The organism is Azospirillum sp. TSH100 (assembly GCF_004923295.1).
GTDB lineage: Bacteria > Pseudomonadota > Alphaproteobacteria > Azospirillales > Azospirillaceae > Azospirillum.
The window spans coordinates 50,913-77,500 of sequence record NZ_CP039635.1 but is presented as its reverse complement, the minus strand read 5'-3'; the positions used below and the strand labels follow the sequence as shown (position 1 = coordinate 77,500).

Genomic DNA, 26,588 nt, shown 5'->3' with positions numbered 1-26,588 from the left:
GGTGTCGGAGTTTTGCGAGGATCTGTCCCTAGTACGAGAGGACCGGGATGGACATACCTCTGGTGCACCGGTTGTCACGCCAGTGGCATGGCCGGGTAGCTAAGTATGGACGGGATAACCGCTGAAAGCATCTAAGCGGGAAACCCACCTCTAAACCAGAGCTCCCTTGAGAGCCGTGACAGACCATCACGTCGATAGGAGGCATGTGGACGGACAGCAATGTCTGAAGCTAAGCCTTACTAATCGCTCGATCGGCTTGATCTCACCGGGCGCCATGCACAGCGGTAAGCCGCTTCATGGACGATCTGAAGACGTATCCCGTCACTTGAAACTCGATTTTATCGCGAACAGCGAAAAGGCCGCATCCCTTGTGGGAAGGCGGCATTTTCGCGTTTTGCCTTCCTTTACTCGCCCAAACCTTTGAAGCCCATGTCGCTGTCGGCGACGGTGACGAACCAGTTCTTCGGGTCGCCCACCGTCCCGGCGAGTTCCGGCTGATCGAGCGCTGGCCGGACCATCATGCGCGTCGGGGTACGCAGGCCGTTCTTCAGGCAGAGGAAACCCATCATCGACAGCGGCCGCGCGGCATGGGCGTTCAGCGTCCGGCACATCAGCGCGACCATCCCCTGTTTGCGCGCCAGCTCCGCCAACAGCGAGAAGGCCGCCATCAGCCAGCCCGGCCGGGCAAGATAATCACAGACCACCCCGACCGGCTCGCCCTTCCAGTGGTCGATCCGCAGGACGACATAGGCCAGCACGGTTTCACCGCGCATGACGTAGAAGCGGCGGAAGCGGTCGGCCTTCGGCGTCAGATCGAAGCGCCAGTTCAGGAAGGCCCAGTCGCGCCGGGCGATCACCGGATGCTGTGCCGCCGCCGAGTCCCAGAGGTCGTCGACCCGGTAATCGAAGCGGTCGATCTCAACCAGCCGGGCGCCGAGCAGCCGGGCCGACAGCCCGTAGCCCATTGAGGCGGAAGCCAGCGCCGGTTTGCCCACCCGGGCGACCAGCTTGGCCAGCCCGCCGCCATAGGGGCTGACACGCAGGCAGCGCAGCGGATCGATCACCCGCAGATATGTGGGCACATTGCCGAGATCGAGCCAGCCGCCGCGCTTGTAGGATTTGTAGGCGGCCTCCGTCATCGACAGCGACACGGCCAGATCGCCGGAGCCGGAGTGGGTTTCCGACAGCGCCGGACCGACGCCGCGCAGGCGCCACTCCGGCGCGACCATCAGGTCGATCGCCCAGGAGGCCCGGCGGTTGCGGTCCCCGACCTTCAGGGTGAAGGGGATGCCGCCCTGTTGACCGACCACCGCACCGTTGCGCTTGCACAGCCAGAGCTGCGGCCCCTCATGCTCCCGTTCCGGCGGTTCCTCGAATAGCCAGTGGAAATGGTCGGGGCAGAGCTGGATCGCCTCCGCACCGAAATGCGCTCGCTGGAACGCCTCCAGGGCGTCGCGGTCGCCCGGTTCATACCGGGCGACACCACGCTGCTTCCAGTCGATGACGCTCATGCCTCCTCCCCGACGGACACCGGCTGCACCAGATGGGCATCGCGCAGGATGCGGGCGGAGGTGCGGCGCTTGGCGGTGATATCCTTGTAGACGCGGCGAACCTGCTGGACACTCAGCTTCAGGGCATCGGCGGCTTCCTCCTCGCTGGCGCCGCGACCATAGGCGCAGAGTGCCAGATCCAGCTTGTCGTAGGGCAGGGCGTAGTAGAACTCCTCCTGCGACTGCGGCAGGGTGTAGGTATCGGTGCTGGGCGACTGCGCCTGGATTTCTGACGGCAGGCCGAGATAGGCCGCCATCTGATAGACCTGCGACTTGTACAGGTGGGCGATCGGCTTCAGGTCGGCCAGACCGTCGCCGCCGCGCACGAAGAAGCCCAGCTCATATTCCAGCCGGTTCGGCGTGCCGAGCACGGCATAGTTCAGGCGGTCGGCATGGGTGTATTCCACCGTCTTGCGCATGCGCTGCTTCAGGTTGGTGGCGGCGACGACGTCGAGATAGACGTCGACTGGCATGCGGCTGGTCTGGCGCTCGCCGTCCGGCGATTCGACTGTCAAAGTGAAGTAGTTGACACGGTCGGCGTCCAGCAGGTTGCCGGCCAGACCGATCTTCTGTTTCCAGCCCGGACCGAATTCCGGGAACAGCCGGCGGATTGCGCTGTCGCGCCGCTCGTAGCAGCCGAGCGCCTCCAGCGGGCCGGTGATGTTCTCCATGACCGGGGTGACGCCGAGATGCTCGCAGAGCAGGGTGCCGAGACGGGTGCTCTTCGGCGAATTTTCCTTCTCCGGCATCAGGATGCACAGCACGCGCTCCGGCCCTAGGGCTCGGACGGCCAGCGTGGCGCAGACCGAGCTGTCGATGCCGCCGGACACGCCGAGCACGATGCCCTGGCGGCGGAGATCATGGGCGACGATGCGTTGGATGGCGGCTTCGATCTCGCGCGCCGCGGCCGCGCAATCCAGATCGAGGGCCTTGGAATCGAACTGAGCGAGGGGCGACGACAGGGCGTTCAGCATGGTCACGGTTCCCGATGGGGGTTGATGCATCGTCGGCAAAAAAGCTCGCGGCGGTCAGGCCGCGGTCGGTTGCGGCGTGGTGGTCCGAGCGTCACCTGCCCGATCCTCCAGCACATGAATTTCGGCGCGGTCCAGTGCGGTCCGCTGGTCGCGGATGCACTGGGGCAATTCGTCTTGGACGTAATGGGCCAGCATCTGGAGGGTCAGAGTGCCGACCAGCGCCATCTCCTCCCGCTCGCCAGACATAGTGCCGTTCTGGCGATGGGCCTTTTCGGCCAAGGCCGAGACAGAGTCGACGTCGGTCAGGCCATAACGGGCGAGCGCTTCCGGCGACAGCAGGTCGCGGACATAGTCCGGGGCGCCGTCGCCGAACAGGGCGGTGGTCATCGGCGCGCGGTAGGGCCGCTTCGGCCGCTGGAAGATCTCGGCCGGCAGATGGCGGGCGGCGAGCCGGCGCAGGGCCAGCTTGTCGCGCAGGCCCAGCATCTTCACCCGGTCCGGCAGGGCGGCGCAGAGGTCGTCCACCGCCGGGTCGAGGAAGGGATAGCGCACCTCGATGCTGTTGGCCATGGCGACCCGGTCGCCCTGGGCCGACAGCAGGTAGGGGGTCATGAAGGTGGCGATCTCCGCCCACTGGCTGCGGGCGAGCGGCGACCAGCGCGACCAGCCGTCCGGCAGATGGGCGGCCACATGCGCCTCGAAGGCGGCATCGTCGGCGGTCGCCTGGACATCGGCGGACAGAAGGCGCTGCGACCAGGCAGTGTTCCGCCAGCGGGTGCGGTGGGCGTAGAAAGTCTCGTCGGTGTCCATCATCCCGCGCTTGAAGAAGGCCTGCCACAGTGGGCTGTCCTTCTGGCCGTTGACGGCGGCGAAGGGATGGACGCGGCCCAGCAGCTTCGGCCGCGCCTTGCTGTCGGGCTGACGCGCCCAGAAGCGACGGACCTTGTCCTCCTTGAAGATGTCGTAGCCAGCCAGCCACTCGTCGGCACCCTCGCCGGACAGCACGACGCGGATGCCGCTCTCGCGCACCAGACGCGACAGCAGGAACAGCGGGGCCGGCGCGGTGCGGACCAGCGGCGTCTCGCCGTGACGGATCACGTCGGGCAAAGCCGCCTGGATGTCCTGCGGGCTGCAGAGGATGTCGTGATGCTCGGTCCCGACATGCCCGGCAACCAGCCGCTGCTGCGGCGTCTCGTCGAAGCCGGCGTCGGTGAAACGGACGCCGAAGCTGTGCATGTGGGTGGTGTCGAGCTTGCGGGCCAGCGCCGCGATCACCGAGCTGTCGAGCCCGCCGCTGATATAGACGCCGACCGGCACGTCGGCGCGCAGCCGCAGGCGGATGGCGTCGAGCAGCTTCTCCTCCAGCCGGTCGGCCGCTTCGTCGAGCGACAGGCTGGCCAGCGAGGGATCTGCGGTGAAATCGGGCTGCCAGTAGCGGTCGACATGCAGAGTCAGCGTGGAGTCGACACGGATGGCGGTGGCCGCCGGCACGCTCTCCACCCCTGCGAAAACGCTGCCGTGCGGCGCGGTGCTCCAGTGGGTGAAGACCTGGGCGAGACGGGCCGGGTCGAAGGCCGGAGCCACCCGACCGCCGCCGAACAGTGACTTGGCTTCGGATGCGAAGACCAGATGGTCGCCGCGCCGGGCGTAGAACAGCGGTAGGATGCCCAGACGGTCGCGGACCAGCCAAAGCTCCCGCCGGGCGGTGTCCCACAGGCAGATGGCGAACTGGCCGTTGAGCTTGGCCCAGGTGGCGGGGCCATATTCCTCGAAGGCGTGGACGATCACCTCGGTGTCGGTCTGGGTGTAGAAGCGGTGGCCGCGCGCCTCCAGCTCCCGCCGCAGCTCGACGTGATTGAAGATCTCGCCGTTGAAGCTGATCCAGAGGGTGCGGTCCTCGTTGTGGATCGGCTGGAAGCCGCCGGCCAGACCGACGATGCTGAGCCGCGTATGGGCAAGCCCGATCCGGTCGTCACGGTGGAAGCCGTACCCGTCCGGGCCGCGGTGGCCCAGCATGGCGATCATGCGCTTCAGCTCGTCCAGACCGGCCGGTTCGGCACGCGATCCTGCGAGAACTCCGGCGACACCACACATGAGCGTGCTCTCTGTCCTGGGGTGGGTGTTCTGGTGGTGGTGTTCGGGGGATGGGAAGGGCTTGCCCTCTCCCTATCCCTCCCCCACTATGCGGGAGAGGGCACGGACGCTGCCGTCGGACGCCTGCGCCTCCTCCATCAGGTCCGCCCGCCGGATCTTGCCGGAGTCGGTCTTCGGCAGGCTGTCGCGGAACTCGATGAATTTCGGTACGAGGTGGCTTTCCAGCCGGCCGCGGCAGTGCTGGCGGATCGCCGCCTCCGACAAGGCCGTGCCCTCGCGGGCGACGAGAAAGGCCTTGACAGCAAGCCCGTCGGCCTCGTCGGGGACGCCGATCACACAGGCCTCGGCCACCCCGTCCAGTTCGTACAGTGTGTTCTCTACTTCCCGGGGGCTGACCTTCTCGCCGCGGCATTTGAAGACGTCGTCCTTGCGGCTGACGAAGTAGAGGTGGCCCTCGGCGTCCTGGGTAAACAGGTCGCCGGTGAACAACAGTGTCTCGCCCTGGGGACCGCGGCGCAGGCGGCGGGCGGTCTCTTCCGGCCGGTTCCAGTAGCCGCGCATCACGTTGGCGCCGCGCACCACCAGTTCGCCCACCTGGCCCGGGGGAAGGCGGTTGCCCTCCTCATCGGCGACGAAGGCCTCGCAGTTGGGGATGGCGCGTCCGACGGAGGCCGGCTTCTGGTCCAGCTCGGCAGGGTCGAGCGTGCTGATGCGGGTGCAGCACTCGGTCATGCCGTACATGGAATGGAAGACGGCCTGGGGAAAACGCTCGCGCAGCCGGTGGAGATGGGCGACCGGCAGCGGGGCGGCGGCGTTGGTCAGATAGCGCAGGCTGCCGAGATCGGCGGTCTTCGCCGCCTCAAGTCCCAGCAGGGTGGAGAAGACAGCCGGCACGCCGGGCAGGCCGGTGACGCGGTGCTGCACCATCCGCTTCAGCGTCTCCATCGGGAAGGCGAAGGAGCGCTCAAGCACCAGGGTGAAGCCAACGCGGGCGCCGGTCAGCACCTGGGACAGGCCATAGCCGAAGGTCAGCGGCAGGACGCACATCACCACGTCGTCGGGCGTGTTCTCCAGGTAGCTGGAGATCGACCAGCTGGTATTGACGTAGTTGGCGTGGGTCAGCATCACGCCCTTGGGCCGGCCTGTGGTGCCGGAGGTGTACATGATCGCCGCCAGATCCTGATCGATAAGGCCGGGATCGGCCGGGTGCCGGTGCGGGGCGGCCAGCGCGTCGGCATAGAGCAGACCGGTGGCGGCGTCGGGCAGGCCGGTGCCGACCCACAGCACCGACGGCTGGGTTTCCACCGCCTCCAGCGCCGGCAGGATCTGCCGGGCCAATGCCGCCGGCGCGATCAGGGCGCGGACAGCGGCGTCGGCCAACAGAAAGGTCAGCTTGTCGGCCTTGGTCGAGGTGTTGACGGGGACGAATACGCCGCCGGCCTTCAGCGTGCCGAACAGGCCGGCGACATACTCGATGGAGTTTTCCAGCATCACGGCGACGCGGTCGCCGCGGGCGATTCCCGCCGATTGGAGCGCACAGGCGACGGCGTCGCTTTCACGCTCCAGTTCGGCGAAGCTGCGGCGGGCATCCCCGGCGATCAGCGCGGTGCGGGAAGGATCGCGCCCGGCCGTCTCACTGAGGAACTGGTGAACCAGATGGGCCATGATGCTATCCTTCTTCGCCCGTCTCTTGGCGCCCGCCCTTGCCGGTCCCAGTGGGATCAGGCGGCGTTGCGCAGTTCCTGCTTGCGGCCAACGAAGGCGGCGATGCGATCCACCGATTCCAGGTTGTCGGCGACCATGTCGTCGTCGTCGACGGCGATGCCGAAGCGCTCTTCCAGGAAGGCGACGACGTGCATGACGCCGGTGCTGTCGATGATCCCCGACTCCAGCAGAGACTCGCTGTTGTCGAAGCCGGAGTCCTTGCCAAGCAGGAAATTCTCCACGATGAAGGCGCGGATTTCCGGCAGGGCGGGAGCGGTCAGGGTCGTGTCGGTCAGGGTGGCGGTCCGCATGTCTCTGAAAACTCCTGCTGGGTTCGGTCGACTTGGATGGTTGTAGAGGGTGGTGTGGTGGCTCGGGTTCGGTCGGTCTGAACCGGTTGGCCTGTCATCCGCTGGAACTCTGTCGGGGTGGGTTCGGTTACCCCTTTTCATGTATCCCGCGGTGGGTCGGCTCCGTGCTCTCGCATCCACTTGATATGCAATTTTATTGTGATGCTTGCGGTGCTTTGCGAGGGATCAAAGGATAGGAGTGGATTGAAGTCTGTGGTTAGCCACTCTGTTGTCCGGTAATAGAGCTTGTCGCGGGTCTCCTGCCGTTCGGCATGACGCTGGCATTCACGGTCATATGCCCGCCGACTTGGGCTTTACCATCGAACCTGTCCATTCGGGCATGGTCTGACCGGCCGGATTGCTCGCACCAGCAGCCTTGCGCTTGCGCAGCCAGGCCGGAATGCCGGTCAGCTGGACGCTGAGCCATTCCACGGTTGCGTCGTCGGACACCGGGAAGGCCTTCAGCCGCAGGGGGGCGGTGGACGCGTCGTTCCAGCCGGGATCGATGGTGCGGGCGGTGCGGTAGCCGGCGCGCCGGATCTCCTCCACCTCGCGGTCGCTGAAATCACCGTTGGGGAAAGCGAAGTGGCGGCAGGGCCGTCCCAGCACCTCCTCCAGCTCGGCACGGCACAGCGCGATCTCGTCGGCACAACGGCCGTCGTCGCATTGCAGCAGGATCGGGTGGGTGCGGGTGTGTGCACCATAATCGGCGACATCGGTCATGCGCGCGATCTCGTCCCAGGTCATCGCCTGACGGTCGGCGCCGTCCTGATCCGGGTCATTGCCGGCCTCGGCCAGCAGACGGCGGCGTTCGGGGTCGGGAACACGCTTCAGCCGCTCCACCCCGATGCCGTCGGCCGCTTCGGTCTTCCACCAATAGGGGCGGGCGGTGCCGACGATCTGGCTGCACAGGTAGATCGTCGGGCGCAGGTCGAACTCGCGGAACAAGGGCGCCAGGGCCGTGTTGTTCCGGTGCCCGTCGTCGAAGGTGATGACCAGGGGATAGTCCGGCAGCTTGTCCCAGCGGCCGGTCTCCATCGCGGTGGCGACGGCATCCAGCGTGGTGAAGCCATAATGTTTGGCATACCAGCGCAGGTGCTCGCGCAGCATCTCCGGTTTCGGGTCGTGATAGACGACGATGGTGACGGCGTGCCGCGCCTTCAGGAACCGCTGCATCGCACCGAATCCCGACCAGCGCACCAAATTGGCGATCGCGTTTTTCATGGTGCCCCTTCCTTGCTGTCGATGCCCCCGGTCCGGACTTAATGGGCCTGAACCGGGAGAGGCCTGCCGCTTATCGGGTCAGCCAGTCGTGCTTTTCGAGTGCCCGGCCGGTCCGGAGGCCGGAACCGGCCCGGCGGGAACGGCGGGAACGGCGGGCGTCGAGCTCAGGCTGCCACGCGCGTTGCGGCGGTAGATCTCCAGCAGCCGCTCGCGGAACACCGCGACGTCGAACTGGCGCTCCCACCGCGCGCGGGCGCCGGCGCTGAGATTGCGGCGCAGGGTGCGATCGTCGATCACCCGGACCAGCGCATCGGCCAGTGCCGCCACGTCGCCCGGCGGGACCAGCAGCCCGGTCTCGCCATCGGCGATCGCGTCCGGGACGCTGCCGACCGGGGTGGCGACGATGGTCAGCCCCTCCGCCATCGCTTCCAGGACCGACATCGGCAGGCCCTCGAACATCGACGGCTGGACCAGCACATGGGCGGCGGCCAGCTCGCGCCGGCAGCCGGCCTGATCCAGCCAGCCGGTGAAGCGCACGCGGTCGGCGATCCCCAGCTGCGCCGCAAGGCTGCGGTAGCTTTCCAGATCGCCGTCACCGGCGATGGTGACCTGCCAGTTGCGGTCGCGGCAGCTGGGGGAGGCCAGCGCGTTCAGCAGGACGTCGATGCCCTTCAGCTTGATCAGGCGGCCAAGGAACAGGAGGCGGACCGGACCGGCGAAGCCATCCTCCGCATCGTCGCGCACAGGCGGTGAGGCCGGACCCGGTACGGCATTGTGAAGCAGGGTGGTGCGCTGGCGTGCCTCTTGCCCGAAGGCCTCGGCGACCCAGTCGCGCCAGAACTCGCCCAGAACGACGATCTCGCTGGTCATCGCCATCATACGGCGGATCGCCCAGCGCATCACCGGACCGGCATCCTTGAACTGCTTGGGAAAGCGCCCGCCATGCAGATGCAGCACGACCGGAACGCCAAAGGCGCGGGCCATTGCGATCAGAATGCCCTTGCGCAGGACACTGCCATACTCCGCCATGTGGATGTGGACGAGGTCGGCCTTGCCGGCGGCGAAGCAGCCGGCAAGCCGCGCGGACGCCCGCACGAAATAGAGGGGCATCAGGTGGAATTTGCCGGGGCCATAGCTGTCGATCACCTCGAACTTCACGTCCGGGCAATTCTCCCGGAAATCGGTCGTGAAGTTGTCGACCACACGGCCCATTCCGCCTTTTTCCTGGGTGCCGCCGGGGGAGACGATATAGATCATGTCCGCTCCTGATCCTTTCCCGGCCCGCCTTTCCTGCGTTGCGCCCCGGCTTTTACCGTGTGACGTCCGTCCTTCGACGGCTGCGGCGGGCTTGTTATGTTTTCGGCCTCTGGTCCTTCGCGACCCGTTTGGTCAGGCCGTGCGAGGTGCGTCATGGTGCAGCCGATGGGCTGCCGCATTTTGGAGTTTGCGGGCTGCCGCCCTTTGAAACCTGTGGGCTGCCGCCCCGTGGAACGCGCCACGGCCGGGGACCGGGCGACGTTCGCGTGCAAGTTTACGCGATGCAGCATCCGCACGCTGTGGAGCGACCGAACGGGTTGGCGTGCCGGTATGGTTACCCAACCTGTGCATGCGCGCCTCCATTTCGGCTATGCTCGCATTGATTGTTTTCCAACGTGATCATCGACACCGTTTTCCCCATGGCCTACCGCCGTTTGGAGGCGGCGGCGGCCGATCCGGCCAGCTTCTCCAGCTCGGTGGACAGTTCGGCTCCGCGGTCCAACTCCTGGTAAATCGCCAGCAGCGACTTGGCGTAGGCGTCGATGACGAACTGTTTGAGGAACAGGCGGCGGCCATTCTCCGCGAGTCGGCGGTAGAGCACCGGATCCTGCCCGACCTGCATGACGGCGTCGGCCAGGGCACCGGCGTCGTTGACCGGGATGATGCGGGCGGTCTCGCCGTCGGTCAGCACCTCCGGGATCGACCCAACCGGGGTGGTGATGACCGGCAGTTGCGCCGACAGAGCCTCCAGGATCACCATCGGCAGCCCTTCGTGGGTGGAGGGCAGCAGCAGCATGTCATGGGAGCGGATGTGCGCGTGCGCCTCCTCCCGACCGATCCACCCCAGGAAATGGCACTCCTCCGACACGCCCAGTTCCGCCGCCATGGAGCGGTAGCCATCGACATCGCCGCCGCCGCCGATGGTGACCCGGAAGGGTTGGCCACGCTCCTTCAGCAAGGCGCAGGCGCGCAGCAGCGTGCCGATGCCCTTGCGCTCCGACAGGTTGGCGAGAACCAGCAGGGACAGGACGGCGCGGGGCTCCGGCGGGGCCGGCTCGCCCAGGTCGGCGCCGACATCGGGCACGGCGTTGTAGAGCACCCGGATCTTGCGGGGATCGGTGCGGACGGACTGGACCAGGAAATCGCGCCAGTTGTCGCCCAGAACCACCACCCGGCCGCAGCGGTTGAACAGCCAGCGGCTGATGCCGCGGGCGAACATGCCGCCCTCGAAGAACTCGACGAACGAGGCGCCGTGCAGGTGGACCACGGTCGGGCAGGACATCAGCCCCGAAACCAGCTGGACCGCCGCCTTGCGCAGGAAGCTCGCCCGCTCCGACACGTTGATGTGCACGACGGACGCCTGCCGGCGGGCCAGGATCCAGGCCAGCCTTGCCAGGGTTACGCCGAGATATAAGGGTGACAGCAGAACGCTACCGGTACCGCGCGTGTCGAGGATGATGGAGCGGGTCGTACCCGACCGGTCGAACTGGTCGACGACGTAGCCCGTCATGCGGCCGATGCCGCCGCCACCGTCGAGTGCGCCCGGCGTCGCGAACACGACGACGGTCCGGGTGGGCGCATCCGGCTGGCCGGCAGGGGTGCGGATGTCGTTGGTGCTGTCCATAGGCGTCGTAGTCCTTTTCGTGCTCAGGCGGCGTCGGACGCGGAGAACAAGGCCTGCCGCAGGCGGCGGCGCAGGCCGACCGGCATCAGCGAATGCATGGTGAAGGTGGCGAGCGCCATCGGCGTCGGCTGGCCGTCGCGCAGCGCCGAATTCAGGATGCGCCAGCGCGTGCCGGCGGTGCGGGCCGCCTGCTCGCCGCCGGTCGCCTGCAGCAGCAGGCTGGCATAGGCGCGCGGCGACAGGTGGTCGCGCATCGCCTCGGCCCATTCCAGAGCGTGGCTGATGTTGTGGCAGGTCGACAGAGTGACGCGGTTGTTTTCCTCGGTGTAATGGACCGCCATCACGTCGGGGATATGGACCAGCGCCGCCCCGTCGATCTGGCCGCAGGTGATCAGCCACTCCCAGTCGTCGAAGCGCGACTTGGGCACCGGGTTGCGCAGCAGCAGCGCCTTCGGCGCCAGCAGCGTGGTGGTGGGGGCGAAGGTCTCGCCCTTGAACAGGCCACGGCGGACGAACAGGTAGTCGCCGATCGCGTCGGCCGGGGTGGCGAGACGCCTCGGCCAGGCGAAGGTGCCGCGGGCGGTCACCACCTGGCAGCGGCAGCTGACGATCGGGAAGCGGATGCCGGCCGGCCTGCCGGCCATCTGCAACGCAATCTTTTCCGGCATCCAATGGTCGTCGTCGTCCAGGAAGGCGATCCAATCACCCTTCGCGCTGCGCACGCCGATGTTGCGGGCTTCCGCCGCACCATGGTTCGTCTCAAGCTCCATCACGGTCAGGCGTGGATCGGCCAGCGTTGCCAGATGCGAGGCGGTGGCCGGATCCGGCCCATCGATCACCACGACGACGTCGAGGTCGCGATAGGTCTGGTCGAGAGCGCTGCGCACCGCCCGCATCACCATGTCCGGACGGTTGCGGGTGGGGATCACGACGGTAACCTGCTCGTTGGCCACCTGCTCGTTGGTTGCCGGGCAATTGCTGCCTGCCGGCTCGTTCTTCGGGTTCATGGGTCTGCCTTCGGTCGAAGGAAAATGGGAAAGGTCGCTGAAGACGGTGCTCTAGCCCCGGATGGTGGCTAAAGCGCCCGGCCACCATTGCCGGCATAGGTGCCGGGGTAGGGGCTGCCATAGGCAGGGCCGGAGGCGGAGGCGACTCCGACCATCGTGTTGCGGCGCAGGCGGTGCTGTTCCGCCGCGCGGTCATTCAGCAGCCGCTGCCAACGGCTCTGCTGAATCAGCCGGACGACGGCAATGGTGGCGATCACCCAGTTCATCGAATGGCGTTCGGCGAAAACGCTTTCCGACACCGACACTGCCAGCAGGGCGCAGCCGACGGCGAAGGCCCAGGCGGCTTCCGGCCGGCTGTTGCCGTAGCGGGCGGCGAAGAAGCCCTGGAACAGCATGCGGCCGAGCACGATCACCACCAGCACGACACCGACGAGGCCGAGGTCGAGCGTCAGTTCCAGCCAGCCGCTGTGGGCCGAGGTGATGCCCCAGTCGCGGGTGAAGCTGGACCCCGGTCCGTTGAAGCCGGACCAGTAGGCGGCATAGCCGTAGCCCTGCAGCGGACGCTCGCTGACGGAATGGACGATGTGCTCCCACAACACGGTGCGGCCGGTCAGGGTCGGGTCGCGGCCCAGGGCATAGAGCACGTCGTACCAGAAGGTCGCACCGGCGGTGACCATGATGACAAGCAGGGCCAGCAGCAACGCCATGGTCGGGGCGAAGTTGCGGATGCTGCCGCGCAGCATGGTGGTCGACAGCAACGCCACCGACACCAGCACCGAGGTGACCAGACCGGTGCCGGACCGGCTCATCACGATCAGCAGCATCGCCAGCAGGATCAGCGGCCGGGTCAGCCAGCGGCCCATCTCCTTCTGCCAGTCCAGCCAGACCAGAGCCAGCACCAGCCAGACCATCATGCGGCCGGTGACGTTCTTCTGGAAGAACACGCCCTTCCAGGCTCCGACATGCTGGGCGCTGTCCAGACCGATGGTCGGCATCGCGAAGATCATGAAGAAGGAGACGAACATCAGGAAGGACAGCCCGACCACCATCAACCGCATGATCTCCGGGAAGCGGAAGCGCAACGCCAGCCAGATTCCGAACACGGTCGTGAACAGGAAGGCGATCGACCGGCGCAGCGTGACGTCCGGGAACAGCGACCACAGCGCGGTCAGGAAGGCGAAGGCCATCATGGCCGTCAGCGCCGGGCTGGCGAAGGGGATCTGGAAGGCGATGGCCGGCCGCAGCGCGATGGCGGCGAGCACCAGAACATAGAGACCGCCGTACAGGACGGTGACGCCCGCCGATTCCAGATCGCCGGCCAGCGGGTCACCGCCGGTCAGCATCAGCGGAAGCACCGAGCCTCCGAAGGCGATGATGCCGATGACGGCGATGCTTTTCTCCAGAAAATCCAGGATTTTCATCCGCTTTCCCTCAGGCTGCCGTACCGCGTTCGGCTGTGCAGCCCTGAAGATGCGGCTGGCGTCCCCCTTCTCGTAGGCGGGCGGTGGCATTAGACCGAAGGAGGCTGGAACCGGAAGGGGTAGCCGTTTTCGCTCCGCCCCCGGCCTTTACCTCTCGAAAAAGGGAATGGATCCTAAGCATTCCAACGAAAAGACCCCCGCGCGGGGGCGCGGGGGTCCGGCTGGCATTCAAATTCTGCGGAGGCGGCTTTACGAGCCGTCGCCTTTCAGGACCATTACCGCGGTCTTGCACAGGATGAAGAAGTCGAACAACAGGCCGCAATTGCGGACATAGAAGACATCCATGGCGACACGTTCCTGGAAGGTGGTGCGGTGTCGCCCCGACACCTGCCAGTAGCCGGTCAGGCCCGGACGGACGGTGCCGATCACCGCGGCCGAGTCACCGACCTCAGGCAGTTCCTTCGGCATGTAGGCGCGCGGGCCGATCAGGCTCATGTCGCCCATCAGGATGTTCCACAGCTGCGGCAGTTCGTCGAGCGAGGTCTTGCGCAGGAAGCGGCCGAGCGGGGTGATGCGCGGATCGACCGTAAGCTTGTGGTAGGTCATGTATTCTTCGCGGGCAACCGGGTCGTTCGCCAGCAGGTGTTGCAGCTGTTCCTCGGCATCGACGTGCATGGACCGGAATTTCAGCAGGTCGAAGGTCTGCTTGCCGCCGGCCCAGCGCTTCTGGCGGAACATCACCGGGCCGGGGCTGTCAAGCTTGATGGCGACGGCGAGACCGAGCATCAGCGGCGCCACCAGCACCAGCAGGATCGCCGAAAGGACGATGTCCATGGCGCGGCGGATGCGCAGATAGCCCGTCGGTGGACGGACGGAGACGCGCAGGGCCAGCGAGCCGTGCAGGTTGTGATAGGTGGCGTCGACCGCGCTGACGTTGCCCTCGCCCAGCACGCAATAGACTTGGCGGAAGGGCAGGGTGCGCACCAGGCCGGTCAGATCGCTGCCATGTCGGCCCATGTCGGCGACGATGGCGGCACTGGCTTGGCGGGCGACGGCGGGCGACTTCGCCAGCAGCTCCACCGGCCCCATCACCGGCAGGCCGGCGACGCGGGTCTGCCACAGATTGTCGTCGTCATCGACGAAGCCGACCGGCCGCATGCCGAGCCAGGGCAGGCGTTGCAGCTTCTCGGCGATGGCGGCACCTTGCGGGCCGGCACCGACGATGATCACCGGCGTGCGCCAGTCCAGCGCGCTGGACAGCAGCCCCTGGATCAGCAGCAGGTCGGCGACATAGGTGATCGCGAAGCCGAGAAGCGCGATCGACAGGGCCTCCACGAAGAAGGAGCGGAAACCTTCCATCACGATGAACGGCACCGCCAGCACGGCGCAGCAAAGAAATGCCGCCTGAAATGTCCGTCTCGTCCGTTCCATGTAGTCGAAGCGTCCGAGCGTGTAGATGCCGAACACCGACTTCACCAGAGGGACCAGCATGAGGCCGGTCACCAGCGAGCGTTGCCAAGCGGCGGCCTCCGCAGGATCCGTCAGCGGATCGGTGCCGAGGAAATGGTTGAGCGTCCACCCCACCAGGGCGAGGACCAGTCCGTCCGAGAGTGCAAGCAGCAGCCCGGGGGCGATCGTCGGGATCGTCGCCTTTTTCGCCGAGGTCAGATCGATGACCACATCTGGGTCCAGTTTGCTCATCGCAGGTCCCGTGGTTGAAGGGAATGCCAGCCATCGCACGGCCTTCGTGCCGATGGTCGCTCGTCATCAGCGTCTCTTGGGATTCGGCCGGTCTTTACTTTGCTGCGTCGCCGTATTTCCAGCGGCGCATTTATGTAAAGATCGCTCTTTCATGATTTTGGTGGGCCGATCCGCAGTTCGTTGAGGACGAATTAGGATGAGGAGGCTCGGCCAGCAACAGTGCATACGGACGTTGATTTCGCGTCCGCGATACCACTGGAGTTTCGAAGGGTACGGGTGCCCGAATATTAATGGGGATACTTTCGGATGCGGTCCCCAGCGGGGATAGCGTTTCGGGTTAACGGCAAGGTGGTGTCGCACCCCTGGCGGCGCGTCCGATCGCCGCAATTTTTGGGTAGAGACGGGTAAAACCTTCCCCGACCGGGCGGAAAGCCGCAGCGCGAACGGGGGTGATCGCCGAACTTGCGGGGTGGCTCTACCACCCGGATTTACCGATGGGAACCCCCCGGCAATTCCGAGCGGGAGCATGGCGCGAACGCACCCTTGCCTGTTGCAGGGCGCAAGAGGCAGCGTGCGAACTCGCCGGAAAGCCTAATCGGAACGTCCGGGATCCCTGACAGAAGCCGTGCTGACTAGCACCGAAGAGTGTTGCGGTCGCTTCAAGGCCGAATTGACGCTGTCCCGACCTCCGCCAAGATTTGGCGCGTTCTTTTTCCTTGTCTTGCGTCCGCATCACCCGCCGGGCGCAGCGCTCCCCGCAAGTCAGGCGGGTGGGGAAGAAGAGGCGGACCACAGGGGGCGAAGGAAACCGGATGGCTGTCGAAGCTGGTACGATCATCAAACATGGCTGGATGTTCATGGTGGCGAACGTGGTCAACCGCGCTGCGGGACTGCTTCTGCTGCCGCTCTATGCAAAGGTCCTGTCACCGGCGGAGTTCGGCGTCTATGCCCTGATCGGCGTGGTGGGCGACATCGTTGCCGTCATGCTGATGATCGGGATGATCAACGCCTTCACCGTCGTCTATTTCGAACATCCCGACGACCGTGGCCGGTCGCGCGTGGTCAGCACGACGATGATCGGGCTGTGGGCGGCCTCGCTGGCCCTGCTTGCGGTCGCTCTGCCGGCCGGATGGAGCGCCAGCGACCTGCTGTTCGGCGGAACCGACCAGGGGCCGGTCATCGCCTTCGCCTTCGCCGGCATCGCCTTCAGCGCTGTGTTCGAGCTGGCGCTCGCCTATTACCGGGTCCACAAGCGGTCGGGCACCTGCCTGCTGATCTCCGTCGGCAAGGCGGTCGGGCTGATCGGCCTCAACCTCACCTTCCTGCTGGTGATGGATCTGGGCGTGACCGGCATCTTCCTGGCCAACGCCATCACCTTCGTCGGGCTGGGCATCGCACTGACTGTGGCGATCCTGGCGGTGAACGGTGTCGGCTTCTCCTTCGGCATCCTGAAGCGGGTGACGGTGCTGGGCCTGCCCTTCATGCCGCAGACCATGCTGGACATGGGCAACCAGTTCGCCATGCGCTATCTGGTCAACCTGCTGATGGGCGTCGCCGCGGTGGGTGTGCTGTCTTTCGGCCTGCGGCTCGCGACCATGCTTTATATGTTCCTGACCGCTTCCTTCCTGCAGATCTGGTCTGTCAGCCGGATCGAGGCCCAACACGACATCGGGGACGGCACCGCCGGGCGCGACCAGTCGGAATTCGTCTTCTACCTGTTCGTCGTGCTGCTGTCGGCGGCCGCACTCGGCATGGCGCTGACCGCGCCGGAGGTGCTGTGGCTGATCGCGTCCAGCGAGTACGATACGGTGCTGCCCTGCATGCCGCTGCTGGTGCTGGCCTATGTCGTCCATGGTGTGCGCATGCATGCCGAGGTCGGCCTGGTGAAGACCAAGAAGGTCGGCGTGCTGCCGGCGATCTCGCTGGGCGGGCTGGCGATCGGCACGCTGATCATGGCGGTGACGCTGGGGCCGTTCGGCCTGATGGGCGGCGCCATTGGCGTGTTGGGGCGCGAGCTCGTGATGCTGGGTGCGACGGAGGCGCTGTGCCGCCGCCTCAGCCCGAACGAGCCGCCGCTGAGTGTGCTGCGGGTGACCGGCATCCTGGCGCCGGCCGCCATCGCCTATCTGGCTGGTCTCGCCCTGTTCGGCTTCGAGGTCAACCCGACCTTCGCCGCCGCCAAGGTCGGACTGACCATGCTGTTCGCCGTCGCCGCGCTGTTCGGGCCGAGCTTCGGCAGGGCCGACCGCGCCATGCTGTTCCGCATGACCGCCCGATTTCTTCGCCGGCCGCAAGCAGCGTGAAAGCCGGCGCGACAATGTTTGAACGGAGAGGATGACACCGCGATGCAGGACGCTCCGCGCTACACATTTCGCCAGACCGTCGCGGCGGATGCCACCCGCTATGGTGGGGGTTCCGGCCTTGGGGCGGTGCTGAAGCTGCTGGTGGGAAACCGCATGTTCCGGGTGACCTTCACCCTGCGCAGCTGTCAGGCGCTGGACCGGGTGGGCGGGCCTCTGGGAAAGCCGCTGCTGGCCGCCTGCCGGCTGCTGCACCGCTGGACCCAGCATTCCGCCGCCATGGATCTTCCCTGGGAAACCCAGGTCGGGCCGGGCCTGCGCATCCTGCACGGCTGGGGGCTGGTGGTGAACGCCAACGCGCGCATCGGCGCGAACGTCACCCTGTTCCACGGTGTCACCCTCGGCCAGAAGGACGACCTGCTGCCGACCGGCCGGGTGACCCATTACCCGGAACTGGGTGACGGGGTCTGGGTCGGGCCGCATGCGGTGGTGATCGGCGTCGTCATCGGCGATGAATGCATCGTCGCCGCCTCATCCGTCGTCACCAAGCCGATGCCGCGGCGCACCGTCGTTGCCGGCAATCCGGGCAAGGCGGTGGCCGAGGTCACCATCCCCGACATTCCGCATCCGGCGCCGGTCGGTACTGCGTCGGCCATGCTGCCGGGCAGCGCAACCTCGCCGGTGCCGGGCTGAACGCGTACCGCGGATAACGGAAAGGGACCGGCAGCAGAACTGCCGGCCCCTTGTCCTTCAGGCTCTCACCCGGTCGAACGAACCGAACGGTCAGGCGGCGTGCGCCAGGCTGCTGTCCAGCTCATGGTGGTTGACGTCGAAGGTGACGCCATACACGTCGTGGCTGGCGAGGTGCTGCGTCGTCGACAGATCGACGGCGGCGGCGGTCGCGGTGGCCGTGTCGTTGGCGGCGCTCACGGTGTGGGCCAGCAGGTCGGCCGAGCTGAGCGAGGCAGCGGCGGCGGCCTTGGCGGCGGCATCGACGATCGTGCCGGTCCCGGTGGCGTCGGCGATGCTTGCGGCAGTGGCGTTGGAGATCTTCAGGCCGAATGTCTCGTTGCCCTCGGTCACGCTGTCGCTCAGCACCTTGACCGTCACGGTCTTGGTGGTCTCGCCGGCGGCGAATGTCAGCTTGCCGCTCGTTGCGGTATAGTCGGAACCAGCCTTGGCCGTGCCGTCCACCGTGGCGTAATCCACCGTGACCGGGGTGCTGGAAGCCGACGACAGCTTGACCGTGAAGGTGGCGTTGGCCGTCGCGGCGGTGGTGGTCGGAGTATCGAACACCGAGCCTTCCATGGCGCCCTTCACGATGGCGGCCTTGGTTGGGTTGATGGTCTTGTAGTCGTCCATCAGGATGCCGCCGACGTCACCCGATTCCGGGGTCCAGGCCCAGAAGGTCCAGCTCATCCCCTTGTCGCCGGCCGCGATATCGCTCTTGCCGTCCAGGTTCCAGTCGCCGTTCAGGTACTTGGCCAGGGTCTTGCCCCAGGTCTGCTCGGCCGCACTGGTGAACTGGCCGCCCCATTCGCCGAGCATGATCGGCGCGGTATCGTTCTTGTACAGATAGCCCCACATCTTGTCGTACTGGGCCGGCAGATTGTTGGGGTAGTTCGGGTCGGTCAGCCAGCTGAACTGACCGACGCTCTGGCCATAGGCGTGCGGCGAATAGACGAGCTTGTTGGGGGTGTCGAAGTGGATCGGGCGCGACTGCGCACCGGCCAGCGTGCTGCTCCATTCGGTGCCTTCGACGAACAGCAGCCAGTCCTTGTTCACGGTCTGGATGGCGTTGCCGATGCGCTCGGCGGCCGAGGCCCAGTCGGTGGCGGCAGCGCCGCCCCAGGTGGCGGAGACGCTCGGCTCGTTGTGCAGGTCGGCGCCGATGACGGTCTCGTTGCCGGCATAATGCTGGGCCAGCATCTTCCAGTTCGCGATCACCGTCGATTCCGGATGCGCGCTGGTGTACCACAGCCCGCCTTCGTTGGTGCCGGCGCCGCCGTCGTTGCGGTGGTGGTCGAGGATCACCTTCATGCCGAGCTTGCCGGCGTAGTCGATGACCTTGTCGTAGACCTGCAGGCGGGTGAGGCCGGCCAGATCCGGGTTCTTCGAGAAGTCGATGCCGTTGGTCACCGCGGTGCTGTCGAACATGGCGTCCGACATGGTCATGCGGATGGTGTTGAAGCCGAGCGACTTCATGCTTTCCAGATGGTGCTGGTAGCTGTCGGCCCACAGGCCGGCGGGCACGTAGTTGTAGCCCTCGCCACCGAACCAGTTGACGCCGGTCAGGCGGACGGTGTTTCCGGCCTCGTCGACGATCTGGTTGCCCTGGGTGTGCAGGAAGCCCTGGATGCCGCCAGAGGTCTGGCTGCCGGTCGGTTCCGTCACCGTCACATCGCTGACCGACAGGCTCGGCGTGGAGGGGTTGGTCGGCGTGGTGCTGCCGGCGAACCAGGACTTGTCGGCCTTGACCTCCATGGTGCCGTTCCACCACATGGCCTTCTGGCCGGCGACCACGTCCTTGCCGTCGAGCGCGCCCTTGTCGATCGACACGATGCTGTCGGTCGGGTTCACGGCATGGCCGCCGATGGTGATCTTGTTGACGTACAGGTTGCGGTCGACGCCGCCGACGACACCGTCGTTGTCGTACTGGATCTGGACCTTGTGGGCGACGTCGTTGCCGACGTTGGCGGTGAAGGTGAAGTCCTTTGCGGCGGTACCGGCGGTGCCTTCACCGATCATCTTGCCGTCGACCAGAACCTTGAAATGGGCGTTCACGCCGCCGGCCGCGTTGCCGTAGGCATTCACGACGATCGGCGTGCCGCCGGTGGTCGGGGTGGTCGGCGTCGTGGGGGTGCTCGGCGTTGTCGGCGTCGTCCCGGCGCCGCTGGCGAACATGTCCTTGGACATGCTGAAATCGAGCGAGCCGCTCCAGGACAGAACTTCACGGCCGGACAGGATGCCCTGGCCATCGGCGGCGTAGGAGACCGTCGAGCTGGTGGAAGCGATGGTCTTGCCGTTGACTTCGATCGACTTGACGATCAGGTCGCGGTACATGCCGGCGGTGTCGGTCGACAGCCAGTCGTTGTCGTACACGATCTGGACCTTGTGCGCGGCGTCGGGAGCCACCTTGGTGGTGAAGCTGTACCGGCCGGCGCTGGTGGAATTGACCGTCGCCTGGCCGACGGAGACACCGTCGACGAGGAACTTGAAGTGCGGCCAGACTCCTCCGGCAGTCACACCCGAGGCATTGACTACGAAGGTCGTATCGACGGGGCTGGTTGCCATTGGAAGTATCCTCTTTTCCGTGTTTTCGCTGGAGCCCAGACTGGCCGGAAAAGGTTAACGAGGTATTTCAAATTTTAGCGAAATGCGTCTCTAATGCCACTGTCGCTTGTGAAAAGAAAGAGACACGAAAAACCCCTTTGCCGATGCATTGCAGCAACAAAGGGGTTTTTCTGTATCGGTAAGTTGTTGATTAAGCGTTTTTTTGCGTTGCTCAAACGGGTGTTATCTGGGCTTGTGGGCCACCACGAACACCTCGGGACGGAACAGATAGAGCTGTCCAACCCTTCCGAGCTTACGATTAAGGGTTAACGGAAGCCGTCCCAAAAATGCCTCAACCAGCTTCGCATAGCCGAGAAAGGCTCGGCTGGCGAAATGGAGGTTCATCCGGCGGCGCACCGCCATCGGCAGGATATAGACCGCCTCGACCCGGCCGAAACCAGCTTGGCGCAGCATCGCCTCGGTCTCGCCCCAGCCATATTCGCGCAGATGCATGCAGATCGGCTCGTTCAGGCCGAACACCTCCGACAGGTCGGCCGGACCGGCATATTTGTGCGGCATGCTCAGGATGTATTTCCCGCCAGGCTTCAGGATGGTGCGGACATTCTCCATGTGGGTGACGACGTCTTCCGGGTGCATATGCTCGACGACATGGGTGGAGATCACGCTGTCATAGCGGTTGGCCGGCTCGAACTGGGCCAGATGGATGCCGTCGCTGTTCTTCCAGGTGACGTTGGAGTCCTGCTCGATCCAAGTCGCTCCGCGTTCACGCGTCACCTCGGTCGCGACGCAGCGGTAACCGTGGCGGGCGAGATAGCGCAGAAGCCGCGCCTTGCCCGATCCCACCTCGTATACGTCCTGCGGTCCGCCGAGCAGGGTCAGGAAATGCCGGAAGTCGAGATCATCGTTGCGGGTGTGGGCGTCGTCCTCCGCCTCGTTCAGCCAGGGACAACTGGTGTAGAGCGTGGTGTAGGCCTGCTCGAACACGTCCCAGCGCTCTTCCGGCTCGCTGGCCAGCAGTTCGCGGGCGAGGCGCCGCTCCAGGTCCCAGTGGCGCCGCACCATCTCGGCGGTCAGCGGATAGTTGGGCGAGAGGTGGAACTTCCGCCGGTAGCGCTCGACCAGGGCGTCGTCCGTCGTGCGATCGGCGGGCAGGCGATCCATCGGCAATGTGTCGGCTGTGTTCTGCACGATCGACCTCTCCATCAGATGGGTACAGGACGCTTTGAGGGACTCTAATCGGGAGCGGCAGCGGACGCGCGCGCGCGAAGGAGAAAGTGCGCGGGCCTATCGCAGGGGGTGGTCGGTGCCAACGGCGTACCTCCACGGTACGGCGCCCCGGGGGCAAGGGTCAGCCCGACCGTGCCTTGCCGGTGCGGGCCTTTTCCCGCAACGTCTCCACCACCGCGGTGTAGAGCGGCAGCGGCCGGGAGTTCTCGTCATAGGGGGAGGGGTGGGGGCGCAAATCCGGATGCTCCCGCGCGATGAAATTCAGGTCGGAGCGCAGATGCCACCAGCACAGCTCCTCCACCCGCGCAGTGTCCAGCATGTCGGCGAGATACTGGCGGGCGAGCTGGGCCATCGCCCGGTCCTTTTCGTCGCGCGACCACGAACGCGGCAGGCGGGTCTCGTCGACATCCATCTCCGTCAGATGGACGGACAGCCCGAGCTTGTCGACCGCGCGCAGGAACTTGCGCATGCCGGCGCTGTCATAAGGCTTGCCGCCGATCAGGTGGCTTTGCAGACCGATGCCGTGGATCGGCACGCCACGCTTCACCGCCCCGGTCAGCCAGTCCAGCAGATAGGCGCGCTTGCGCTGCTGCCAGCCTTCGTCGATCTCGATGCCGAACTCGTTCAGCACCAGCTTCGCCTTGGGAAAGGCCTTGTGGACATGGTGGAAATAGGGGTCGAGCCATTCCGGCCCCTTTTCCGCCCCGCCGGCCGCCACCCACCACATGCCGCGGCGGAAGCCGTAGCGGTCCTGCTCCTGCGGGTGGCTCTGCACCGTTTCCCAGAAGAAGACCTCGTTGGCGACGTCGATGCGGTAGAAGATGTCGCCGTAGCGTTCCCGCACCGCCTCCACCACGCCGGTGAAGCGCGGCCAGACGGTCTCGGCGCTCAATGTGCCTTCCGGCGAAAAATAGGCGCGCTCCGAGATGCCCAGTTCCGCCTGCCGGCTTACCGGAAGCTTCATGTAGGGCGGCATGCCCATATGCTGCCAGATGATCGTGTGCCAGTTGGGCGTGGCGCCGATGCTGCGCGCCAACTCCACCGAGGCGTCGAAGCGGCGCCAGTCGTAAGTGCCCTCTGTGTGCTGGAAGACCCCCCATTTGCCGCCATTTTCCGGGGTGACGACGTCGCATTCGCGTGCCATCAACCGGTCAAGCATCGGGTCTTCCGGTTCGATGAAATGGTCGCGGGCGGCGCCATGCCGGATGCCGAGCGCGCGGCAGACTTCGCGCAGCGTGACCGCCGGCTCGGCCGCCTGGGGCTGGCTGGCTGCTTCCGCCGCCGCCGGGCCGCTGGCGCCACGGCAGCTCGCCAGCACGGCACCGGCGGCGACGGTCCGCAGGAGGTCGCGCCGGGTGGGGCGCCATTTCGGGAAGCCGGGTTTCGGACTCTCGATCATCAGGAGGGGCTCTCTCTTCCTGTCGCAGCGGCCAACAGCCGGTTCCGGTCATGGGGAGGCCCCTCCCTGCGGATGCCGCAGCATCCGCAGGGGAAGGGCCTCAGGGTCGAAGGAGCTTCAGGTCACCTCTGCTTCACGCTTCAGGGCGCGGTCCGCAGGGTGGTGTCGCCGTAGTATTTCCGGGTCGCCACATAGCTGTTGTAGGGACCTTGGTAGCCGCGCGACGCCGCCTTCTTCAGGTTCACGTCGGTCATCACCGCCACGAACTTGCTGTGGTCGATCGGGCCGAGGTCGGCGACCGCCTGCAGGTCGCTGGCGGTGGTGTGGCCCCAGCGGCTGACGAACAGCACCTTGGTGGCCGCGCCGCAGACGATGCGGGCATCCGACACGGCGAGCGCCGGGGCGGTGTCGAACACCACCAGATCGAAGTGCGGCGACAGGCCGGCCATCAGGTGGACAAGGCCATCGACGTTGAAGCGGTCCAGCGTCTCGGACATCAGGCGGCCGGCCGGGATCATCGCATAGGGCGCGTCCTCGCTGCTGTGGACGATCTCGTCCAGGGTGGCGGTGCCGGAAATCCAGTCCGACAGGCCCTTCTTGGCCGATAGGTTGAAAAGGCCGTCGATGCGCGAGCGGCGGAAGTCGGTGTCGACCACCACGACGCGGCGGCCGGCCTGGGCGGCGACCTGGGCGACGGCGAGGCTCATCGAGGTCTTGCCGTCCTGCGGGCGGGCCGAGGTGACGGCGATGGAGCCGACCGGACCCAGATCCGACAGGTGGTTGCGGAACAGGGCGCGCATCGATTCCGCGAACAGCGAGAAGGGATGGTTCTGGAAGATCTGGTCCAGACGGCCGCGGGTGCCGCGGGTGGAGTGGTGCGGGATGATGTGGACCGTGCCGACGCCCAGGATGCGGCGGACGGCGTCCGGGGTACGGATGCGGCGCTGGAACAGCTCGATGCCGAAGACGATGAAGACGGCGACGGCGAGCGACGCGACGAAGCCGGCCAGCAGCAGCAGGATGCGGAACGGACCCGACGGCTCATGCGGCACCTGCGGCGCCGAGACCAGCTTGACGGCGGTTGGGAAGGCGCGGTTGTCCTGCTGGGCCTGCACCTCTTCGAGACGGCCGAGCAGGCTGTCCAGCAGCTGGCGCTTGGCCTGTGCCTCGGCCTCCAGCGTGCGCAGCGGCACCGCTTCCTCGGCCATGGTCTGATAGCCGGATTCCAGCTTGGCGATCATCGCCTTCAGGGCGTTCTCCTGCTCGATGGCGACGTTAGCCGCCTCTCGGACGCCGCCGATCTCATGGCGGACTTCCTGCTGCAACGAGGAGTTGGCCTCGTTCAGGCGGGCTTGGAGTTCCTGGATGCGCGGGTGCTTCGGACCATACTGGCGCGACAGCTGGGCCAGTTCGGTGGAGATTGAGGCGACGGTGGCGCGCAGCTGGGCGACGACGGGCGAGGCGAGGCTGCCGCCGTTGCCGGCGCTGCGTTCCAGCGTCTGGGCCTGGGCGACGGCGCGGGCGCGGTTGGCGGTGGCTTCGGCCAGACGCAGGCGGGCCTGCTCAAGTTCGGTGGTCGCCATCAGGCCGTTGGTGCCGTTCTTGACCAGACCGGCCTTGAAGCGGACGGCGTCGACCTTGGTGTCGGCCGCGGCGACTTCCTTGCGCAGGGTGGCGATGCGGTCTTCCAGCCAGGCGACGGCGCTGGTGGACAGGTCGCGGTCCATCTGCTGGCGGGTTTCCATGTAGCGGCGGACGACGGTCTCAACCACCTTCTGGGCAACCTCCGGATCGCGGGCGGTGTAGCGGACCTGGATCACGCGCGACCGGCCGACGACGCCAACCTCGAGATTGCGGCGGATGCGGTCCAGCACGCCGTCGATGCTGTCGGCGGCGCGGGTTTCGCGCAGGTGGGTGTCCTTGGTCATGTCGTCGCCATGGGCCAGCACGGCCTGGACGACGCCGGGCAGTTCCGGACCGAAGACGGCGTGGGCCTGTTCGCGCGTCCAGGCGGTGGCGCGCTCGACGAAGGGCTTCGTCTCGTCGGCCTGGACCGGCGGGTTGAACTCCTGATTGGTCGCCAGCTTCAGGTCGGTGACCGCCTGGGACAACACGGCGGTCGACTTCAGGATTTCAATTTCGCTGAGGATCGCGCCATCTTCCGGTGTGATGGAGTTCAGCGCCTGATCTTCCGCGCGGACGACGCGGACCTGCCGGTTGTCGACCAGCAGAAGAGCTTCGGAGGTGTATTTGTCCTTCATCAGCGAGACGGCGAAAGCCGACAGGGCGGTGAGCGCCAGCACGATGAGGACGATCAGCGTCTTATGCGCCGCCAGCACCCGCAGGATGAAGCGGAAGTCGGGGCCCATGGCCGGAGCCGGGCCGTCGAACTCACGCGGCATATGGTGGCCGACCTGGGTGGGCCACGCCGGAGCCGGCGGGCCTCCATGGCCCCCATTGTTGATCTGGGGAAGGTTTTCCACGTCTCAAAGCTCCTTCTGGATGGGCGACCGCCGGATCGGTGACGGAGGGATCCGGGTGGATGCGGGCGCTGCGGCGCCCGTTCCGCGGGTTCGGAGGGATGCGGCACGGCGAAGGCGAAGGGTGCTCCAGGCGAAGCCGAAGGCACCGATGCAATAGCGGCGGAACAGGCGGCGGGGCTCCTGCGCCAGACGGAAGGCCCATTCCAGGCCGGAGCGCTGGACGGCTTCGGGGGCACGCTTGAAGCGGCCCGCCAGGAAATCGACGATGGCGCCGCCGTTGACGATCAGCACCGGATGGTCGAGCGCCCACTTAAGCTCCGCCGCGACCTGTTCCTGCTTGGGCATGCCCATGGCGAGCAGGATCACGTCGGGGCGGTTGGCCCGCGCCTGGGCGATGTAATGCTCCACCGGGTGGAAGCCGTGCTGAAGATCGGCGTAGCGGTGCGGCGTGACCGCTTCCAGCGCGACGCGGGCGCGGTCCAGCCACGGGGTGGCGGTGCCGTAGACCGCGACCTTGCGGCTTCCCAGCGTCTTCAGCAGCAGCGGGATGAAGTCGGTGCCGTTCATGTTCAGGCCGGCCGGCATGCCCAGAACCGGCAGAACCGCCTGCAACCCGATCCCGTCGCGCAGCAGCACGTCCGATGCGCCGAAGGCGGCCAATGCCGCGTCCGAACTCATGCAGACATTCAGCCCATGCGCGTTCAGGAAGGACAGCACCGTTGGACGGTCGACCGCACCCAGCCGTTCGATCAGGGCCCGGCGCTCGCCGTCGTTCGAAATGCACCGCATGCGCTCGATCAGTTCCAGGACGTCACGAGGGTTCGGCATGCGCATCTCCCTAAAATAATTAATCGGAACAAAGCATTGACCGTTTCACGACCGATCTTGCGGCCGGTCCGGCCTGGCCGGGTGTCGGTCCTGCTGGCCGGGCAGTGGCGGCTAACCCGTTGGGGCGGACCGCCAAACCTGCGTGGCTCTA

The 26,588-nt window shown here is 66.4% G+C and carries 18 protein-coding genes and 1 rRNA gene (1 of these 19 only partly in view); 3 read left to right on the top strand and 16 right to left on the bottom strand.

The genetic code is table 11. The features are described 5' to 3' along the window. Nucleotides 1-264, top strand: a 23S ribosomal RNA gene (locus tag E6C72_RS13100) (it extends 2,483 nt beyond the left edge of the window). Between the two features lie 140 nt (nt 265-404). Here E6C72_RS13100 and E6C72_RS13095 read toward each other — a convergent pair. The 11 genes from E6C72_RS13095 to E6C72_RS13045 form a co-directional block, all read right to left on the bottom strand. Then, on the bottom strand, nt 405-1,511 hold the full coding sequence (locus E6C72_RS13095) for a GNAT family N-acetyltransferase (RefSeq protein ID WP_109084313.1): 1,107 nt from the start codon (nt 1,509-1,511) through the stop codon (nt 405-407). Next, nucleotides 1,508-2,524, bottom strand: a complete 1,017-nt coding sequence (gene nadE / locus E6C72_RS13090; protein ID WP_109084314.1) for an NAD(+) synthase — start codon at nt 2,522-2,524, stop codon at nt 1,508-1,510. Before nadE ends, E6C72_RS13095 begins: the two co-directional genes overlap by 4 nt. Nucleotides 2,525-2,578: 54 nt before the next feature. Next, nucleotides 2,579-4,618, bottom strand: coding sequence for an asparagine synthase (glutamine-hydrolyzing) (gene asnB / locus E6C72_RS13085; protein ID WP_109084315.1), 2,040 nt, complete (start codon nt 4,616-4,618; stop codon nt 2,579-2,581). A 72-nt stretch (nt 4,619-4,690) separates the two neighbouring features. Next, entirely contained in the window at nt 4,691-6,283 is a 1,593-nt protein-coding gene (locus E6C72_RS13080) for a class I adenylate-forming enzyme family protein (RefSeq protein ID WP_109084316.1), read from the bottom strand. 56 nt (nt 6,284-6,339) lie between these two features. Further along, nucleotides 6,340-6,633, bottom strand: coding sequence for a phosphopantetheine-binding protein (locus tag E6C72_RS13075; protein ID WP_109084317.1), 294 nt, complete (start codon nt 6,631-6,633; stop codon nt 6,340-6,342). A 330-nt stretch (nt 6,634-6,963) separates the two neighbouring features. Further along, entirely contained in the window at nt 6,964-7,896 is a 933-nt protein-coding gene (locus tag E6C72_RS13070) for a polysaccharide deacetylase family protein (protein ID WP_109084318.1), read from the bottom strand. Between the two features lie 78 nt (nt 7,897-7,974). After that, on the bottom strand, nt 7,975-9,153 hold the full coding sequence (locus E6C72_RS13065) for a glycosyltransferase family 4 protein (protein WP_247875493.1): 1,179 nt from the start codon (nt 9,151-9,153) through the stop codon (nt 7,975-7,977). Between the two features lie 424 nt (nt 9,154-9,577). Further along, nucleotides 9,578-10,777, bottom strand: a complete 1,200-nt coding sequence (locus E6C72_RS13060) for a glycosyltransferase family 4 protein (RefSeq protein ID WP_109084319.1) — start codon at nt 10,775-10,777, stop codon at nt 9,578-9,580. Between the two features lie 23 nt (nt 10,778-10,800). Then, entirely contained in the window at nt 10,801-11,784 is a 984-nt protein-coding gene (locus E6C72_RS13055) for a glycosyltransferase family 2 protein (RefSeq protein ID WP_109084320.1), read from the bottom strand. 68 nt (nt 11,785-11,852) lie between these two features. Next, complete coding sequence (locus tag E6C72_RS13050) at nt 11,853-13,205, bottom strand: O-antigen ligase (RefSeq protein WP_136700756.1); 1,353 nt, start codon at nt 13,203-13,205, stop codon at nt 11,853-11,855. Nucleotides 13,206-13,454: 249 nt separating this feature from the next. After that, the gene (locus E6C72_RS13045) at nt 13,455-14,906 is read right to left on the bottom strand and encodes an exopolysaccharide biosynthesis polyprenyl glycosylphosphotransferase (protein ID WP_109084321.1); all 1,452 of its coding nucleotides are present in this window, start codon (nt 14,904-14,906) and stop codon (nt 13,455-13,457) included. An 812-nt stretch (nt 14,907-15,718) separates the two neighbouring features. Here E6C72_RS13045 and E6C72_RS13040 point away from each other — a divergent pair. Beyond that, nucleotides 15,719-17,209, top strand: coding sequence for a lipopolysaccharide biosynthesis protein (locus E6C72_RS13040; RefSeq protein WP_109084322.1), 1,491 nt, complete (start codon nt 15,719-15,721; stop codon nt 17,207-17,209). A 42-nt stretch (nt 17,210-17,251) separates the two neighbouring features. Continuing rightward, a complete protein-coding gene (locus E6C72_RS13035) occupies nt 17,252-17,899 on the top strand; it encodes a serine acetyltransferase (RefSeq protein ID WP_109084323.1) in 648 nt (215 codons plus the stop codon). A 90-nt stretch (nt 17,900-17,989) separates the two neighbouring features. Here E6C72_RS13035 and E6C72_RS13030 read toward each other — a convergent pair whose 3' ends face one another. The 5 genes from E6C72_RS13030 to E6C72_RS13010 all read right to left on the bottom strand — a co-directional run bounded on the left by E6C72_RS13030 (nt 17,990) and on the right by E6C72_RS13010 (nt 26,437). Continuing rightward, nucleotides 17,990-20,500 (bottom strand): cellulase family glycosylhydrolase, encoded by a 2,511-nt coding sequence (locus E6C72_RS13030; protein ID WP_109084324.1) that lies wholly within the window; start codon nt 20,498-20,500, stop codon nt 17,990-17,992. 222 nt (nt 20,501-20,722) lie between these two features. Then, nucleotides 20,723-21,688, bottom strand: coding sequence for a bifunctional 2-polyprenyl-6-hydroxyphenol methylase/3-demethylubiquinol 3-O-methyltransferase UbiG (locus E6C72_RS13025; protein WP_247875494.1), 966 nt, complete (start codon nt 21,686-21,688; stop codon nt 20,723-20,725). Nucleotides 21,689-21,848: 160 nt separating this feature from the next. Then, nucleotides 21,849-23,126 carry an endo-1,4-beta-xylanase gene (locus tag E6C72_RS13020; protein WP_109084326.1) on the bottom strand — a complete coding sequence of 426 codons (1,278 nt, stop codon included), beginning with the start codon at nt 23,124-23,126 and terminating at the stop codon, nt 21,849-21,851. A 140-nt stretch (nt 23,127-23,266) separates the two neighbouring features. Continuing rightward, on the bottom strand, nt 23,267-25,609 hold the full coding sequence (locus tag E6C72_RS13015) for a polysaccharide biosynthesis tyrosine autokinase (RefSeq protein WP_169055201.1): 2,343 nt from the start codon (nt 25,607-25,609) through the stop codon (nt 23,267-23,269). A gap of 3 nt (nt 25,610-25,612) precedes the next feature. Continuing rightward, nucleotides 25,613-26,437 (bottom strand): WecB/TagA/CpsF family glycosyltransferase, encoded by an 825-nt coding sequence (locus tag E6C72_RS13010; protein WP_247875495.1) that lies wholly within the window; start codon nt 26,435-26,437, stop codon nt 25,613-25,615. Nucleotides 26,438-26,588: the final 151 nt, after the last annotated feature.

Excerpts from the sequence above, each read along its gene's own strand:
- E6C72_RS13080 (WP_109084316.1), bottom strand. The coding sequence starts at position 6,283 with ATGGCCCATCTGGTTCACCAGTTCCTCAGTGAGACGGCCGGGCGCGAT.
- E6C72_RS13060 (WP_109084319.1), bottom strand. The coding sequence starts at position 10,777 with ATGGACAGCACCAACGACATCCGCACCCCTGCCGGCCAGCCGGATGCG.
- E6C72_RS13055 (WP_109084320.1), bottom strand. The coding sequence starts at position 11,784 with ATGAACCCGAAGAACGAGCCGGCAGGCAGCAATTGCCCGGCAACCAAC.
- E6C72_RS13075 (WP_109084317.1), bottom strand. The coding sequence starts at position 6,633 with ATGCGGACCGCCACCCTGACCGACACGACCCTGACCGCTCCCGCCCTG.
- E6C72_RS13040 (WP_109084322.1), top strand. The coding sequence starts at position 15,719 with ATGGCTGTCGAAGCTGGTACGATCATCAAACATGGCTGGATGTTCATG.
- E6C72_RS13045 (WP_109084321.1), bottom strand. The coding sequence starts at position 14,906 with ATGAGCAAACTGGACCCAGATGTGGTCATCGATCTGACCTCGGCGAAA.
- E6C72_RS13030 (WP_109084324.1), bottom strand. The coding sequence starts at position 20,500 with ATGGCAACCAGCCCCGTCGATACGACCTTCGTAGTCAATGCCTCGGGT.
- asnB (WP_109084315.1), bottom strand. The coding sequence starts at position 4,618 with ATGTGTGGTGTCGCCGGAGTTCTCGCAGGATCGCGTGCCGAACCGGCC.
- nadE (WP_109084314.1), bottom strand. The coding sequence starts at position 2,524 with ATGCTGAACGCCCTGTCGTCGCCCCTCGCTCAGTTCGATTCCAAGGCC.
- E6C72_RS13095 (WP_109084313.1), bottom strand. The coding sequence starts at position 1,511 with ATGAGCGTCATCGACTGGAAGCAGCGTGGTGTCGCCCGGTATGAACCG.
- E6C72_RS13050 (WP_136700756.1), bottom strand. The coding sequence starts at position 13,205 with ATGAAAATCCTGGATTTTCTGGAGAAAAGCATCGCCGTCATCGGCATC.
- E6C72_RS13035 (WP_109084323.1), top strand. The coding sequence starts at position 17,252 with ATGCAGGACGCTCCGCGCTACACATTTCGCCAGACCGTCGCGGCGGAT.
- E6C72_RS13065 (WP_247875493.1), bottom strand. The coding sequence starts at position 9,153 with ATGATCTATATCGTCTCCCCCGGCGGCACCCAGGAAAAAGGCGGAATG.
- E6C72_RS13020 (WP_109084326.1), bottom strand. The coding sequence starts at position 23,126 with ATGATCGAGAGTCCGAAACCCGGCTTCCCGAAATGGCGCCCCACCCGG.
- E6C72_RS13070 (WP_109084318.1), bottom strand. The coding sequence starts at position 7,896 with ATGAAAAACGCGATCGCCAATTTGGTGCGCTGGTCGGGATTCGGTGCG.
- E6C72_RS13010 (WP_247875495.1), bottom strand. The coding sequence starts at position 26,437 with ATGCCGAACCCTCGTGACGTCCTGGAACTGATCGAGCGCATGCGGTGC.